The following is a 15,173-nucleotide window of genomic DNA, read 5'->3' on the forward strand; positions in this document are numbered from 1 at the left end:
GGGCGCAGTCCACGGCACGAATGGAAACCCCCAGGGTTCTGACTGGATGAGTGATACGAACAACCCGGGCGACAAGACTGCGGAGCGGGGCCCCCGCAAGCCGCTTTCCTTGAAGCGTCCGATCGAACAGGGCGTGGTGCGTCAGAGCTTCTCCCATGGCCGCACGAAGCAGGTCATGGTCGAGACTGTGAAGCGCCGCGTCGGTGCCCCGGCGAACCCGGCTCCGACAACGCCCGCACCGCGTCCCGCCGCCAATGCCCGCCCCGCCGGGGCGGCACCGGCCGGATCGCAGCGTCCGCCGCAGCGTCCCGCTGCCGGTGGCGTCGTCCTCCGTACCCTGAGCGAACAGGAAAGCGCGGCCCGCGCCGCCGCCCTGGCCGACGCCCAGCGTCGCGAGGCGGATGCCCGCCGCAAGGCCGAGGAGGATGCCGCTGCCCAGCGTGCCGCCGCCGAGGCCGAGGCCCGTCGCCAGCGCGAGGAGGCGGACGCCCGCCGCCGCGCCGAGGAGGAGGCCGCCCGTGCCGCCGCCGAGGCGAAGGCCGCCGAGGAGGCTGCCCGCAAGGCCGCAGCCGAGGCTCAGGCTGCCGCCGCCGCGCAAGCCGCCGCCGCGACCCCGGCTCCGGCCGCTCCCGCGCCTGCCGCTCCGGCCCCCGCTGCACCGGCTCCCGCCGCGTCCGCGCCGGCCGCCGCCAGCCTGGCTCCCGCTCAGGCGGCCGTCCAGGCCCCGGCCTCGGCCCCGGCCGCGCCCCAGGCGCCGGTTCCGGCCGCGGTCCAGGCTCCGGTCTCCGCGCCGCGTCAGCCGGCTGCTCCGGCGCGCCAGCCGTCGGCCGCGCGTCCGGCCGGTGCCGGCCGTCCCGCCGCTGCGGCGGGTCAGGCTCCGCGTCCGTCCGCCCCGCCGGCCCCGCGCCCGGCGTCGAACGAGCCGCGCAAGATCCTCACGGCCGACAACCGCAAGCCGCGTGATCTGAACTTCATGGCCCGTCCGGCGCCCGCGCCGGAGCCCGAGAAGTCGGCCACGCCCACCACGGCGGCCCGTCCGGCCGGCGCGACGACGGCCCGTCCGGCCGCCGGTCGCGGCGCGCAGACCAACGAGGACGAGTCGGAGACGAAGCGGGTCATCCGCCGTCCCGGCATGCCGCTCAAGATCATCACCCCGCCCAAGACCCCCAAGGGTCCGGGCGGCGACCGCAACCGCGGCCGTCTGACGATCGCCAACGCCACCGCCGGCGAGGACGAGCGTACGCGCTCCGTCGCCTCGTTCCGCCGCCGCCAGCAGCGGATGAGCGGCCGTGGCCAGGTGGAGCAGAAGGAAAAGCTGTCCCGCGAGGTGACGATCCCCGAGACGATCACCATCCAGGAGCTCGCCAACCGCATGTCGGAGCGGGCGGTGGACGTGATCCGCATGCTGATGAAGCAGGGCCAGATCCACAAGATCACCGATGTGATCGATTCGGACTCCGCCCAGCTCATCGCCGAGGAGATGGGCCACACGGTCCGCCGCGTCGCCGAGTCGGACGTCGAAGAGGGCCTGTCCTCGGACGAGCCGGATCTGGAGGAGGATCTCGATCCCCGTCCGCCGGTCGTCACGATCATGGGCCACGTCGATCACGGCAAGACCTCGCTGCTCGACGCGATCCGCAAGGCCAACGTCGCCGATGACGAGGCCGGCGGCATCACACAGCATATCGGCGCCTACCAGGTGGCGTCGCCCTCCGGCGACCTCATCACCTTCATCGACACCCCCGGCCACGCGGCCTTCACCTCCATGCGCGCCCGTGGCGCCAAGGTGACGGACATCGTCGTGATCGTGGTGGCGGCCGATGACGGCGTCATGCCCCAGACCATCGAGGCGATTCAGCACGCGAAGGCGGCGAACGTCCCGATGATCATCGCGATCAACAAGATCGACAAGCCGGACGCGAACCCGCAGCGGGTCCGCACCGAGCTGCTGCAGCACGACATCCAGGTCGAGTCCATGGGCGGCGAGACCCTGGAATTCGAGGTGTCGGCCAAGACCGGCGACGGTCTGCCCGACCTCCTCGAGGGTCTGCAGCTTCAGGCCGAGATCATGAACCTCCGCGCCAACGAGAAGCGCGATGGCGAGGGCACCGTGATCGAGGCGCAGCTGGATCGCGGCCGTGGTCCCGTGGCCACCGTGCTCGTGCAGCGCGGCACGCTCTTCACCGGCGACATCGTCGTGGCCGGTGCCGAGTGGGGTAAGGTCCGCGCCCTCATCGACGACCTCGGCGAGAACGTTCAGTACGCCGGCCCGTCCGTGCCGGTGGAGGTTCTCGGCTTCAACGGCACGCCCGATGCCGGCGACCGCGTGATCGTGGTCCCGACCGAGGCCCGTGCCCGCGAAGTCACCGAGTACCGCGCCCGCATCAAGCGCGAGCGCATCGCGGCCCGCACCGGCGGTGCCAACCGCTCGCTCGTCGACATGATGCGCGAGGCCAAGGAAGGCTCTCTCCGCAAGGAACTGCCCGTCCTCATCAAGGGCGACGTGCAGGGCTCGGTCGAGGCCATCGTGGGTGCCCTGGAGAAGCTCGGCAACGACGAGGTCGCGGCCCGCATCCTGCTCTCGGGCGTCGGCGGCATCACCGAGTCGGACATCACCCTGGCCCAGGCCTCCAAGGCGGTGGTGATCGGCTTCAACGTCCGCGCCCACAAGGAGGCCCGCGAGGCCGCCGAGCGCGCGGGTGTCGATATCCGCTACTACAACATCATCTACGACCTCGTGGACGACATCAAAGCCACGCTGTCGGGGATGCTCCCGCCGACGCTCCGCGAGGAGCGCCTGGGCGAGGCGACGATCCTGCAGGTCTTCGAGGTGTCGAAGGTCGGCAAGGTCGCCGGTTGCCGCGTCACCGATGGTGTCGTGGAGCGCGGCGCCCATGTCCGCCTCGTGCGCGACAGCGTCGTCATCCACGAAGGCAAGCTCAAGACCCTCAAGCGTCTCAAGGACGACGCGAAGGAGGTCACGAGCGGCCAGGAATGCGGCATGGCCTTCGAGAACTTCGAGAACATGCGCGCAGGCGACGAGATCGAGTGCTACCGGGTCGAAGAGATTCGCCGCACGCTCTGATCGTCCGGACGAACCGTCCGGACCGGGCGGCCGCGGCACATGCCGCGGCCGTCTTTTCTTTTTCGAGGAGGCAGGGCCCCCCTCACGGCGGGGCCTTAGCTCACGGACATGGCACAGAAACCCACACCGACAGGCCCTTCCCAGCGCCAGCAGCGCGTCGCGGAGCTCATCCGCCATGCGCTGGCCGAGGTGCTGCAGCGGGGCGACATCCAGGATCCCGTGCTCGGCTCGCATGTCGTGACGGTGCCGGAGGTGCGGATGTCTCCGGACCTGAAGCTGGCGACGGCCTACATCATGCCGCTCGGCGGGCAGGATGAGGCCCCAGTCATCGCGGCCCTGGAGCGGAACCAGAAGGTCCTGCGCCAGGAGGTGGCCCGGCGGGTGAACCTGAAATTCGCGCCGGAGCTTCGTTTCCGCCGCGACGAGACCTTCGACGAGGCCGCGCGGATTGACCGCCTGCTCCGCGACGACCGGGTTCGGCGCGATCTCGACGAAACGGATCACGAGTCGGATCATTGATCCGGGGGTGACGCAGGGCGCCGCCCTGCACCCGCAAAAGGACCAAGTCCTTTTGAAACCTTGTTTTTGACGTTCCAGGGCACAGAGGGACATGACGGTTTCCACCGACGATCACGCTCCGGCGCAGCCGGTCGCCGGCCTGCCGGGCGAAGCCCGCAGCCACGACGGGCGCCGCCCTCAGCAGCGCGGTCCCCGGCCCGATCGCCCGAAGCGCAAGGACGTGTCTGGCTGGGTGATCCTCGACAAGCATGTCGGCATGACCTCGACCCACGCCGTCGCCGTGGTGAAGCGCGCCTTCAACGCGAAGAAGGCGGGCCATGCCGGCACCCTCGATCCCCTGGCCTCCGGCATCCTGCCGATCGCGCTGGGCGAGGCGACCAAGACCGTCCCGTTCGTGATGGACGGCCGCAAGGCTTACCGCTTCACCGTCTCCTGGGGCGTCGAGACCGATACCGACGACGCCGAGGGACGCCCCGTCGCCACCAGCGAGGCGCGGCCGGAGCGGGCGGCGGTGGAGGCGGCTTTGCCGGCCTTCGTCGGCGCCATCGAGCAGGTGCCGCCGCGCTATTCGGCCATCAAGATCCAGGGCGAGCGCGCCTACGATCTCGCCCGTGACGGCGAGACCGTGGAACTCGTCGCCCGGCCGGTGCAGATCGACCGCCTGGAGGTGGTCGGCCACGAGAACGGGCAGACAATCATCGAGGCCGAGTGCGGCAAGGGCACCTATGTCCGCGCGCTCGCCCGCGACCTCGGGCGGATGCTCGGCTGCTTCGGCCATGTCGCCGCCCTCCGCCGCACCCGCGTCGGACCCTTCGCCGAGGCGGAATCCTGCGCCGTGGCGACCCTGACCGATCAGGGGCCGGAGGCGGCACTCATCCATCTGCGTCCGGTCGAGATCGCCCTCGACGCCATCCCCGGCATCGCCGTCTCCCGCGACATGGGCCTGCGCCTGATGCGCGGCCAGCCGGTGATCTTGCGCGGGCGCGATGCCCCGGTCTCCGGCAAGGCCTTCGCGACCTGCTCCGGCATTCTCGTGGCCGTGGGTGACGTGGAGCGCGGCGAACTCGTGCCGCACCGCGTCTTCCACCTTGGCGGGACGGCCCCCGGCCGCGCCTGAGGCGCGTCGGCGCACCCGGAACACGGGGCATTTCAGCCCTGTTGGCCCCCCGTTGCGACAAGCGGGGGCTGGATGCGCGAACGGGAATGCGACGTGGCGGTGATCGGGGCGGGAACCGCCGGTCTCGCCGCGTATCGGGCGGCGCGCGCCAAGGGGGCCCGCGCCATCCTCATCGAACGGGGGCCCGGCGGCACTACCTGCGCCCGCGTGGGTTGCATGCCCTCAAAGCTCCTCATCGCGGCTGCCGAGGCCGCCCATCGCGCGCGCGGCACCGATCTGTTCGGCATCCGTGTCGAGTCGGTGCGCGTCGATGGCCCCGCCGTCCTCACCCGCCTGCGCCGGGAGCGCGACCGCTTCGTCGGCTCGGTGCTGGACGGCGTGGCGGAGATCCCTGAGGACGACCGCGTGGCCGGTCAGGCCCGCTTCCTCGACGGCCACACCCTCGTGATCGACGGGGAGACGCGTCTGCGCTTCGGCGCCGCCATCATCGCGACGGGGTCGAGCCCGGCCGTGCCGAAGCCCCTGCGGGGGCTGGGCGACCGGCTGTTCACCACCGACACGATCTTCGAGATCCCGGACCTCCCGCCCTCCCTCGCGGTGCTCGGCCTCGGCGCGGTGGGCGTCGAACTCGCCCAGGCGATGGCCCGCCTCGGCGTGCGGGTGACGGCCCTCGATTCGGGCGACACCATCGCCGGGCTGACCGAGCCCGGCCTCGTGGCCGAGGCGGCCAGGATCTTCTCCGACGAGTTCACGCTCCATCTCGGGGCGCGGGTCGAGGGGGCGGAGCGCGTCGGTGACCTCGTCCGCCTCGACTGGACCGACAAGGACGGCGCACGCCAATCGACCGAGGTGAGCCATGTGCTCTCGGCGGCGGGGCGGCCCCCGAACGTGTCCGATCTCGGCCTCGACACGACGGGCCTGTCCCTCGACGAGGACGGGATGCCCGCCTTCGATCCGCGCAGCCTCGTCTGCGAGGGCGCACCCATCCTCATCGCCGGGGATGCCAACGGGTGGCGTCCGATCCTGCACGAGGCGAGCCGGCAGGGGCACATCGCGGGCGAGAACGCCGCCGCCCTCGTCGCCGGCCGCCCGGTCGAGGCCCCCGAGACCTGGCCCGCCCTGGCGATGGTGTTCACCCACCCCCAGGCCGCCAGCGTCGGCGCCCCCTTCGACCCCGAGGCAGAGGATCGGATCGTGGCGCGGATGAGCTTCGCGGATCAGGGCCGAGCCCGCACGGAGTGCGTGAACAAAGGCGGCGCGTGCCTCTGGGCCGCGCCGGATGGCCGCCTGCTGGGCGGGGAGCTTCTGGGCCCGGCGGTGGAGCACCTGTCCCAGATCCTGTCGAACGCCCTGCGCGACACCTTGACCGTCCATGCCATGATGGACCGGCCCGTTTACCATCCGACTGTCGAAGAAGGGCTGAATACGTTATTGTCCGAAATGATACAAAGGATCGAGGATGCTCGAAGGGGGTGAGGGACTTCGCAGCATCGCGGGTACAACACGGGACGTGCAAGCATTGCACTTCGCGGATAGCCCCGGCATACCGTCTCCGATGATCCGGTCTCGTGCCTGATGCCGCCGAGCGAGCCTCCCCTGGAGAGCCGCGAGGGCGGTGCCGACCTCGATACCCTCGCCCCCGACGAGCTCGACCGCCTGGATGCAGGCGTGATCGCCCTCGACGGCGCGGGGACCATCGTCGCGTTCAGTGAAGGCGCGAGCGCGCTGCTCAAGCTTCCCCGGGACGCGGTGCTCGGGCGCGATTACTTCCAGGACGTAATGCCGGCCGCCAACGTGCCGGCCTTCCGCGGGCGCTTCCTCGCCGGGGCCCGGCGCGGGGACTTGGACGAGCAGTTCGAATACGTGTTCGGCCGCCTGCCGCAGCCCCTGCGGGCGCAGGTGCAGATGAAGCACGGCCGGTACGACGGCGCGCCGGTCACGTGGCTGCGCATCGATCCCCTGGAGAGCCTCGGCTACGGCGCCTCGCGGGATGCGGTGGTGTCCGCCATCGGGCGCCGGGTCCGCGCCGAGCCGGTCGATCCGAGCCTGTGCGAGCGCGAGCCGATCCACATTCCGGGCTCGATCCAGCCCAACGCCGTCCTCTTCGCCGCCGACGCGGCGACCCTCCTCGTCACCGCCTTCTCCACCAACGTGACGGAGGTGGTGGACCCGGCCGAGCCGCCGCTGCTCGGCCGCTCCCTCGGCGACGTCCTGCCCGCCGCCTTCATCGAGGCGGTGAAGGCACGGCTGGCGAGCGGGACCCTGGACGAGGGCCGCTCGCTCCGGCGACGGGTGCGGTTCCCGGATCGCTCGGAGGCGAACTACCTCGCCGTGGCCCATGTCCATGCCGAGCGCCTGATCGTCGAGATCGAGCGCGAGCCCGACCTTGCGGACGATTTCCGGCTGGCGAGCCAGACCGACACCGAACTCGCCGTGGCCCGGCTGCGCGCCGCCGAGACCCTGGCCGGCGCGGCCCGCGTCGCCGCGCTGGAGATCCGCGCGCTCACCGGCTTCGAGGCCGTGCTGGTCTACCGCTTCGATTCGGATTGGAACGGCGAGGCCGTCGCCGAGGACAAGACGCCGAAATGGTCGCGGAGCCTCCTCGGCCTGCGCTTCCCGGCCTCCGACATCCCGGCCCAGGCCCGCGCCCTCTACACCAAGGCCAAGAGCCGCTTCGTGATCGACCGCGACAGCGTGCCGGTGGCGCTCGTCGGCGCGCCGGGGGGCGGCAACGCCCCCATCGACCTCACCTTCGCGCAGCACCGCTCCCTGTCGCCGATCCATCTCGAATATCAGCGCAACCTCGGCGTGAACGGCTCCATGTCGATCTCGATCATGGTGGACGGGCGCCTGTGGGGACTGATGATCGGCCATCACCGCCGGCCGCATTACGTGCCGCCGGAGACCCGCGCGGCGGCGACGGTGCTGACCGACGCCTTCGCCATGCGGGTGCAGGAGATCGAGTCCCGCCGCCTCTGGGCCGAGCGGCAGGCGCATCTCGACGTCGAGGGGCGGTTGGTCCGCAGCCTCACCCGTTCGGACGATTTCGTCGCCGCCCTCACCGGGGGTGTCACGACGCTGCTGCACCTGTTCGAATCCACCGGCGCGGGCATCGTCACGGGGGACCGGGCGACGCTGATCGGCCGGGCGCCCCCGGAAGAGGCGGTGGTGCAGATCGCCGCGTGGCTGCGCGAAACCCTGCCCGAGGGCGAGACCCGGTTCGAGAGCAGCCAATTCACTACGGTCTACACCGAAGCCGCGCCCTATCGCGAGGTGGCGAGCGGCCTGCTCGCGGCCTTCGTGGACGATTCCCGCGAGACGCTGCTGGTGTGGTTCCGGCCGGAGATGCCGAGCACGGTCACCTGGGGCGGCGACCCGCGCAAGCCGGTGCTCGCCGGCAGCGGCTCGGTGGCGGTCCTGCCCCGGCGCTCCTTCGAGCGCTGGGTCGAGGAGCGCACCGGCCACGCCACCCCCTGGGCGGAATGGCAGGGGAATCTCGCCACCTCCCTCGCGGAGGCGGTGGAGGGCGTGGTGCTGCGCCAGCGTCGCAAGATCGACGAACTGACCGGGCTCCTCGCGGAGAAGGAGCGCCTTCTCGCCCAGAAGGACCTGCTCACTCGCGAGATCGACCACCGGGTGAAGAACTCCCTGCAGATCGTCTCGGCCTTCCTGCAAATGCAGCGGCGGCAGATCGCCGACGCGGCGGCCCGCCAGGCCTTCGCCGAGACCTCGGCGCGGGTGATGAGCGTCGCCCGGGTGCATGACAGCCTCTATCAGGCCGAACGGGTGGACGAGGTCGATCTCGGTGTCACCATCGAGAGCCTGTGCAAGGACCTCGCCGGGCTCGCCGGGGACGGGCATTCCGTCGATCTCACCGTCGAGCGCGGGATGATGGTGCCCTACCGCAAGGCGGTGGCGCTCTCGCTCATCGCCACCGAACTCGTCACCAACGCGTTCAAATACGCCACCACGGCCACGGGGGGCGGGCGGGTCGAGGTGACGGTCTCGTCCTCGGACACCGAGGGCGGCGTGCAGCTCAAGGTCTGCGACGATGGTGCCGGCCTGCCCGACGACTGGGCCGAGCCGAAGGGCAGCGCGCAGGGCTCCGGCCTCGGCATGAAGCTGATCCGGGCGATGCTCGACCAGATCAATGCGCGCCTCGACGTCGTGAACAACCCCGGCGCCTGCTTCACCATCACCGCCTGACCATGTCCGATCCCACGCTCCACCTGAGGCTGAGGACGGCCACGGCCTCGGCGCACGAGGCGCTGGAACGCGACTTGGGCTGGGAGGCGCGCGTCGCCACGCTGACGGGCTACCGCGATCTCCTCGGCCGCCTGCACGGCTTCCACGCCACCTGGGAGCCGGCCATCGGCACGGCGCTGGGCGACGGGGCGTTCTTCGATGACCGCCGCCGCGTCGTGGCGCTGACAGATGATCTCGCCTTCCTCGGGCTGACGGGACCGGAGATTGGCGCGCTGCCGCAGGCCCGGCCCATCGCGCTTACGGGGCCCGCCCAGGCGATGGGCGCGCTCTACGTGCTCGAAGGCTCGACCCTGGGCGGACGGGTGATCGGCCGGCACATCGCGGCGGCGCACGGACTCGGCGGGGAAGGGCTCGCCTATTATTCCGGCCACGGCCCCCGGACCGGAGCCATGTGGTCGGCCTTCCGTGCCCGCCTCGATGCGTTCGACGGCGAGGGCGAGACGGTGGTGGCGGCGGCGAACGCGACGTTCGACGCCATGCGCCTGTGGCTGAACCCGGCCTAGGCCCCGTCGCCCTCGGCCAGCAACCCGTCCACGAAGGCCGCGAGGCCGGTGCGCCGGGTGCGCTTTAGCCGCTCGGCGGCGAGGATGCCCTGCAGGGATTTGAAGGCGGCCTGGAGGTCGTCGTTGACGATGACGTAGTCGTACTCGCTCCACCGTTGGATCTCGGTGCGGGCGTTGGCGAGGCGGCGCTCGATGGTCTCGGCAGAATCCTCGGCCCGGCGCTCAAGGCGGTGGCGCAGTTCGGCCATGCTCGGCGGCAGGATGAACACGCTCACCACGTCGCCGGAGAGCTTGCTGCGCACCTGACGGGTGCCCTGGTAGTCGATGTCGAAGATCATGTCCCGGCCGGAGCCTAGCACCTTCTCCACCGGCCGGCGGGGCGTGCCGTAGAAGTTGCCGTGGACCTCGGCCGATTCGAGCAGGTCGTCCCGGGCGCGCAGGTCCTCGAAGGCCTCCCGCTCGATGAAGTGGTAGTGCTGCCCGTCGATCTCGGACGGGCGCCGCGCGCGGGTCGTCACCGAGATGGACAGTTCGAGCGCCCAGCTCGAATCCCCGGCGATGGCGCGGGTCAGCGTCGTCTTGCCCGCGCCCGAAGGTGAGGACAGGATGAGGATCAGGCCCCGCCGCGCAATTCTCGTCTCGTCGATCACGGGTCAGCCCGGCTCCGGTTTGGGTGAGGCGTCACGGTAGCCCGCGCACCTATTCGATATTCTGAACCTGCTCGCGGAATTGTTCGACCACGGCCTTCAGGTCGAGGCCGATCCGCGACAGGCCGATCTCGCCGGCCTTGGCGCAGAGGGTGTTCGCCTCGCGGCCGAATTCCTGGGCCAGGAAATCGAGCCGGCGGCCGATGGGCCCTCCGGCGGCGAGCAGATCGCGGGCGGCGGCGCCATGGGCGCGCAGGCGGTCCAGTTCCTCGCGGACGTCGGCCTTGGCGGCGAGCAGCACCGCCTCCTGGTGCAGGCGCTCGGGGTCGAGGCCGGTGTTCGACAGGGCCTCCACCGTCGCATTCAGCCGCGCCCGCACCGCCTCGGCGTGGCGGGAGGGCTCGTCCTCGGCGGCCTGGGTGAGGGCGGCGATGCGCGCGACCTGACCGGACACCACCTCTTCCAGTTGCCGCCCCTCGGCCCGGCGGGCCTCCACGAGGTCGGCGACCAGCCGCACCACCCCCTCGGTGAGGTCGTGGTTGAGCGAATCGGTGTCGGAGGACGCCTCCTCCTCGGCCTCCACGACGCCGCGGATGCCGAGCAGGCCGTCCATCGTGGCGGGGGCGACGCCCTCGGGCCGGGGCACCCGCGCCACCGCCTGGGCGAGGCTCGCGAGCAATGTCTCGTTGATGCGCACCTTCGGAGCGCCTTCGCTGCGCGTGAAGTTCAGCGAGAGCTGGATCTGTCCGCGTGAGAGGGTCTTCTGCAGGGCGGTGCGGGCGGTCTCGCCCACGGCCTCGAAGCCGGTGGGCACCCGGACCCGCACGTCGAGCCCGCGCCCGTTCACGCTGCGGACCTCCCAGGCCCATTGCACCGCGCCCGTCGTGCCGGCGGCGCGGGCGAATCCCGTCATGCTCGCGATCTGGGCCATGGGCGGTGCCGTCGTCCGGAGGGACGGCGGCTGTAGCACGGATTTCGGCGGGGGAAAGAGGGCCGGACCCTACCGCTTCGGCTTCTGCTTCAGGCTCGGCGGATCGGCGAGCACGGGGATGCTCTTCGGCGAGCCGAGATCGTAGGTCTTGTTTTTAAGCGGGTCGAGGCGGGTGCCCTCGGAGGCGTCGAAGGCACGCGAGCGGGCCTCCGGCGAGGCCGGGTCGAGGAGCGCCGCGTTGGTGCCGGCGGTCGGTGCCGCGCCCGACGTGTCGGAGGTGGCCGGCGGGTCGGCCTTGTCCACCGCGTCCGGCGGGGATTGGCGGCTCTTCTCCACGGCACGCCACCGGGCGACGTTGCGCTGGTGCGCGTCCAGGCTCTCGGCGAAGGCGTGGCCCCCGGTCCCGTCCGCCACGAAGAAGAGGTCGCGGGTGCGCGACGGGTTGGCGGCGGCTTCGAGGGCGGCCTTGCCGGGATTGGCGATGGGCCCCGGCGGCAGGCCCTCGATCACGTAGGTGTTGTAGGGCGTCGCCCGGTCGATCTCGGAGCGCAGGATGCCCCGCCCGAGGGTGCCGCGCCCGCCGACGAGGCCGTAGACGATGGTCGGATCGGATTGCAGCTTCATCCGCCGGTTGAGGCGGTTCGCGAAGACGGCGGCGACGCGCGGGCGCTCGTCGGCGCGGCCGGTCTCCTTCTCCACGATGGAGGCGAGGGTGACGAGTTCGGCTGGGGTCTTCACCGGCACGTCGGCGCTGCGGCGCTGCCAGATCTGGTTCAGCACCTCGCGCTGCTTCGCCTTCATCAGGTTGACGATCTGCTGGCGGGTGGCGCCCCGCTCGAACTTGTAGGTGTCCGGCAGCAGGGAGCCCTCCGGCGGGACCTCCCCGATCTCGCCCGAGAGCACATCGTTCTCGTTGAGGCGGGCGACGATCTGCTCTGAGGTCAGGCCCTCGGGGAAGGTGATCGCGTGCTGGACCTGACGGCCGGTGGCCAGGGTATCCAGGGTCTCGCCGATGCTGGCATGGGCCTTGAACAGGTACTCGCCGGCCCGGAGCGGCGGGCGCCCACCGAAGCGGGCGGCGAACTCGAACAGGCCGGTGTGCTGGATCACGCCCTCCTTTGCGAGGGTCTCGGCGATCTCGGTCGTGCCGCTGCTCCGCGGGATGACGACGACCTTGTCGGCCGGCAGCGGGCCTGGCTCCTGCACGTTGCGCTGGTAGATCGTGAGCGTGACCATCGCCGCCAGGGCGGCGGCGACCGCGAAGGTCAGGAGGCCGCTGACGAGGCCGATGAAGCTGCCGCGCTCGCGCTCGGGGCGCTCCGGCGGCGGGGGCGCGGCGATGGGCTTGATCGCCTCGCTGGGAGAGCGCGGCGACAGACGCTGCGGCAACGGCATCTCGTCGTCGTGATCGTCGTGATCGTGGCCGCGATCGACCACCTCCTGTCCCTCACCGGGCTTTGTCTTGGAACGGCGAAAGAACATCGGGATCCTCGGCGGTCCGGCCGAACCGTTCCGCGAACGGGTGGGGGGCGGCCGCCCACATCAGGGTGTCGCGTCGTGGGGCGCGACCCTAGCCACTTTTGTGGCGAAATTGCCGTTCCGCAACGCGAGGTCGTGCCGCTTCGGCCGTGGACGGCTGACAGGTGGCGCAGAAAAAGGTGGAACGGCCCGCCTGGACCATTCGCGCCACCGTGCCGGTGCAACCTGCGCGAGTGCAGGTGAGACCGAATCGGTCGTAGACCCGGAAGGCGTGCTGGAAGCCGCCGGCGGTGCCGTCGGTGCGGGCATAGTCGCGCAGCGTCGAGCCGCCCGCCTCCACCGCCTCCGTCAGCACGGCGACGATGGCGCGGGCCAGCGCGTTGGCCGGGGCCGTGGGGCGCCCGTCCGCCTTGGCGAGGGAGCCGGCCGGCGCCTCCGGGTGGAGCTTCGCCCGGTGCAGGGCCTCGCAGACGTAGATGTTGCCGAGCCCGGCGATGAGCCGCTGATCGAGGAGGGCGGCCTTGAGCGGAGTGATCTTGCCCCGGAACAGGCTCGCGATCACCGCGCCGGTCAGTCCCTCCAGGGGCTCGACGCCCATCTTCGCGAAGTGGCGGCAGGTTTCGAGGGTTTCGCTCGGCACAAGGTCCATGAAGCCGAAGCGGCGGGCGTCGTTGTAGGTGATCGTGGCGCCCGAGCTCATCGCCATCACCACGTGGTCGTGCTTCGGTACGCCCTGCGCGCCTTCCAGATAGAAATCCCCCGGCGAGAGGTTGCTGCCGTCCGGCATCGCCACGTCGAAGCGCCCGCTCATGCCGAGATGCATGATCAGCGTCTCGCCGCTGTCGAGGTTCGCGGTCAGGTACTTGGCGCGGCGGGCCAGCGCTGTGACGGCGCGCCCTTCGAGCCGGGCGGCGAAGCGGTCGGGGAAGGGGAAGCGCAGGTTCGGGCGCCGGAGCGTCACGCGGCTGAAGCGGGCGCCGACCATGGCGGGCTCCAGGCCCCGGCGCACGGTCTCGACCTCGGGCAATTCGGGCATGTCGTCCTGCGTCTCGCGTGGTTCCGCCGATATCGGCGCCCCGGCGCCGGGCCGCAATGCGCCGTGCGGGCGCGGGCTTCAGTCCATCGGCGCGCCGCGCAGGCGCTTGGTGGCGCCGCGCTTGGTCTTCTCCTCCAGCCGGCGCTTCTTCGAGGCGAGCGTCGGGCGGGTCGCGCGGCGGGGCGTCGGCGGCACGGCGGCCTCCGCGACGAGGGCCGCGAGGCGTTCGCGGGCGTCGGCCCGGTTGCGCTCCTGGGTGCGGAAGCGCTGCGCCACGAGGACGAGCACCCCGTCGTCGGTGAGGCGCCGCCCGGCGAGCCGCATCAGCCGAATGGCCACGGCGTTGGGCAGGGACGAGGAGCGGCGCACGTCGAAGCGCAGCTGCACCGCCGTCGAGAGCTTGTTGACGTTCTGGCCGCCGGGGCCGGAGGCGCGCACGAAGGTCTCGATCAGTTCCGCCTCGGGGATGGCGATCTCCGGCGTGCAGACGAGGGTCACGGCCGGAGGCCTCCCATCACGCGGCTTCGGCCGGGGTGCGCGCGCGCATCGCCAGGGCGTGGAGGCCCCGGGCGAAGGCGGGATCGAGCAGCCCGTTGACGAGGCGGTGGCGCTCCACCCGGCTCTTTCCCTCGAAGGCGGACGATACGATATCCAGTCTATAGTGGGTTTCGCCCCCCGGCCGCGCCCCGGAATGGCCGGCATGGAGGTGCGATTCATCGATCACGTCGAGGTGTGCGGGCGCCAACTCACGGCGCAGCTGCATCTCGATCCAGTCCCGAAGCGTTTCGGCCATCTCGCGTCCTGCGTCGCTTTCCCCGTCAAGCCCGATCCCGCGCATGCGTCATCAGGCCCAGCGCCCTTGTGTTGGCGATACGCCCCCTCATAATCGGCCCGTCATGGATCTCAACTCGCGCCTGTTCGACAGCATCCGCATCAAGCCGTCCTGCGACGAGCCCAAGGCCGCTGCCGACACGGCGTGCGAAGCGCCCGGCTGCACGAATCCGGGGCTCTACCGCGCGCCGAAGGGCCGCAAGGCGGAGGGGCAGTACTACCGGTTCTGCATGGACCACGTGCGCGCCTACAACGCCTCGTACAATTATTTCGACGGCATGAACGACGCCGCCGTCCAGGCCTTTCAGAAGGACGCGCTGATCGGGCACCGCCCGACCTGGGCCATGGGCGTGAACCGCACGGCGGACGCCAAGCCGGAGCAGGAGGCGGGCCGCGACTGGGCCTATGTCGATCCGCTGGGCATCCTGCGCGCCAACGGCGTGGGGGAGAAGGGCCGGCGCGCCAAGCCGGAGGAGCCGGAGCGCCCCCGCCGCTCGGCCGCCGTGCGCAAGGCGCTCGACGTGCTCGGCCTCGACGACACCGCCGACACCGCCGCGATCAAGGCGCAGTACAAGACGCTGGTGAAGCGCTTCCACCCGGACGCCAACGGCGGCGACCGGTCGTTCGAGGAGCGCCTGCGCGACATCATCCGCGCCCACGATGTGCTGCGCGCCGCCGGTATGTGCTGAGGCGGCACGAAGGATGCACGTTGCCCCGCTCGAAGCGGAGGCCGGTCGGCTCTATATGAGGGGTCTCGTT

General features: G+C 71.4%; 13 protein-coding genes. 7 read left to right on the top strand and 6 right to left on the bottom strand.

Annotated elements, in window-relative coordinates:
* Positions 1-46: 46 nt before the first annotated feature.
* The 6 genes from infB to MKK52_RS10145 all read left to right on the top strand — a co-directional run bounded on the left by infB (position 47) and on the right by MKK52_RS10145 (position 9,490).
* A complete protein-coding gene (gene infB / locus MKK52_RS10120; RefSeq protein ID WP_243953659.1) occupies positions 47-3,085 on the top strand; it encodes a translation initiation factor IF-2 in 3,039 nt (1,012 codons plus the stop codon).
* A 108-nt stretch (positions 3,086-3,193) separates the two neighbouring features.
* Positions 3,194-3,604, top strand: coding sequence for a 30S ribosome-binding factor RbfA (rbfA, locus tag MKK52_RS10125; RefSeq protein WP_243953660.1), 411 nt, complete (start codon positions 3,194-3,196; stop codon positions 3,602-3,604).
* Positions 3,605-3,695: 91 nt separating this feature from the next.
* On the top strand, positions 3,696-4,721 hold the full coding sequence (gene truB / locus MKK52_RS10130) for a tRNA pseudouridine(55) synthase TruB (RefSeq protein WP_243953661.1): 1,026 nt from the start codon (positions 3,696-3,698) through the stop codon (positions 4,719-4,721).
* A 72-nt stretch (positions 4,722-4,793) separates the two neighbouring features.
* Positions 4,794-6,197, top strand: coding sequence for a dihydrolipoyl dehydrogenase (locus MKK52_RS10135; protein ID WP_243953662.1), 1,404 nt, complete (start codon positions 4,794-4,796; stop codon positions 6,195-6,197).
* A gap of 99 nt (positions 6,198-6,296) precedes the next feature.
* A complete protein-coding gene (locus MKK52_RS10140) occupies positions 6,297-8,927 on the top strand; it encodes a histidine kinase dimerization/phosphoacceptor domain -containing protein (protein WP_243953663.1) in 2,631 nt (876 codons plus the stop codon).
* Positions 8,928-8,929: 2 nt separating this feature from the next.
* Positions 8,930-9,490, top strand: a complete 561-nt coding sequence (locus tag MKK52_RS10145) for a biliverdin-producing heme oxygenase (RefSeq protein WP_243953664.1) — start codon at positions 8,930-8,932, stop codon at positions 9,488-9,490.
* On the opposite strand, the gene gmk is transcribed toward MKK52_RS10145, so the two are convergent.
* The 6 genes from gmk to MKK52_RS10175 all read right to left on the bottom strand — a co-directional run bounded on the left by gmk (position 9,487) and on the right by MKK52_RS10175 (position 14,376).
* Complete coding sequence (gmk, locus tag MKK52_RS10150) at positions 9,487-10,140, bottom strand: guanylate kinase (protein ID WP_409564646.1); 654 nt, start codon at positions 10,138-10,140, stop codon at positions 9,487-9,489. The two genes, MKK52_RS10145 and gmk, sit on opposite strands and share 4 nt — an antisense overlap.
* Positions 10,141-10,189: 49 nt before the next feature.
* On the bottom strand, positions 10,190-11,068 hold the full coding sequence (locus MKK52_RS10155) for a YicC/YloC family endoribonuclease (RefSeq protein WP_243953665.1): 879 nt from the start codon (positions 11,066-11,068) through the stop codon (positions 10,190-10,192).
* Between the two features lie 69 nt (positions 11,069-11,137).
* Positions 11,138-12,550: an endolytic transglycosylase MltG gene (gene mltG, locus MKK52_RS10160; protein WP_409564647.1), complete on the bottom strand. Its 1,413-nt coding sequence runs from the start codon at positions 12,548-12,550 to the stop codon at positions 11,138-11,140.
* 88 nt (positions 12,551-12,638) lie between these two features.
* Positions 12,639-13,583, bottom strand: coding sequence for a bifunctional DNA-formamidopyrimidine glycosylase/DNA-(apurinic or apyrimidinic site) lyase (gene mutM, locus MKK52_RS10165; RefSeq protein WP_243953666.1), 945 nt, complete (start codon positions 13,581-13,583; stop codon positions 12,639-12,641).
* Positions 13,584-13,661: 78 nt separating this feature from the next.
* Positions 13,662-14,081, bottom strand: coding sequence for an alternative ribosome rescue aminoacyl-tRNA hydrolase ArfB (gene arfB, locus MKK52_RS10170; RefSeq protein WP_243953667.1), 420 nt, complete (start codon positions 14,079-14,081; stop codon positions 13,662-13,664).
* A 16-nt stretch (positions 14,082-14,097) separates the two neighbouring features.
* A complete protein-coding gene (locus MKK52_RS10175; RefSeq protein ID WP_243953668.1) occupies positions 14,098-14,376 on the bottom strand; it encodes a BolA family protein in 279 nt (92 codons plus the stop codon).
* Between the two features lie 103 nt (positions 14,377-14,479).
* Between MKK52_RS10175 and MKK52_RS10180 the strand changes: the two genes are divergently transcribed.
* Entirely contained in the window at positions 14,480-15,103 is a 624-nt protein-coding gene (locus MKK52_RS10180) for a J domain-containing protein (protein WP_243953669.1), read from the top strand.
* The last annotated feature ends 70 nt before the right edge of the window (positions 15,104-15,173 follow it).

The organism is Methylobacterium sp. J-067 (assembly GCF_022829465.1).
Lineage (GTDB): Bacteria > Pseudomonadota > Alphaproteobacteria > Rhizobiales > Beijerinckiaceae > Methylobacterium > Methylobacterium litchii.

Bases quoted from the DNA above. Each gene is read 5' to 3' on its own strand.
- MKK52_RS10145 (WP_243953664.1), top strand. From the start codon at position 8,930: ATGTCCGATCCCACGCTCCACCTGAGGCTGAGGACGGCCACGGCCTCG.
- MKK52_RS10180 (WP_243953669.1), top strand. From the start codon at position 14,480: ATGGATCTCAACTCGCGCCTGTTCGACAGCATCCGCATCAAGCCGTCC.
- rbfA (WP_243953660.1), top strand. From the start codon at position 3,194: ATGGCACAGAAACCCACACCGACAGGCCCTTCCCAGCGCCAGCAGCGC.
- MKK52_RS10155 (WP_243953665.1), bottom strand. From the start codon at position 11,068: ATGGCCCAGATCGCGAGCATGACGGGATTCGCCCGCGCCGCCGGCACG.
- MKK52_RS10140 (WP_243953663.1), top strand. From the start codon at position 6,297: ATGCCGCCGAGCGAGCCTCCCCTGGAGAGCCGCGAGGGCGGTGCCGAC.
- infB (WP_243953659.1), top strand. From the start codon at position 47: ATGAGTGATACGAACAACCCGGGCGACAAGACTGCGGAGCGGGGCCCC.
- mltG (WP_409564647.1), bottom strand. From the start codon at position 12,550: ATGTTCTTTCGCCGTTCCAAGACAAAGCCCGGTGAGGGACAGGAGGTG.
- MKK52_RS10135 (WP_243953662.1), top strand. From the start codon at position 4,794: ATGCGCGAACGGGAATGCGACGTGGCGGTGATCGGGGCGGGAACCGCC.
- MKK52_RS10175 (WP_243953668.1), bottom strand. From the start codon at position 14,376: ATGGCCGAAACGCTTCGGGACTGGATCGAGATGCAGCTGCGCCGTGAG.
- mutM (WP_243953666.1), bottom strand. From the start codon at position 13,583: ATGCCCGAATTGCCCGAGGTCGAGACCGTGCGCCGGGGCCTGGAGCCC.
- truB (WP_243953661.1), top strand. From the start codon at position 3,696: ATGACGGTTTCCACCGACGATCACGCTCCGGCGCAGCCGGTCGCCGGC.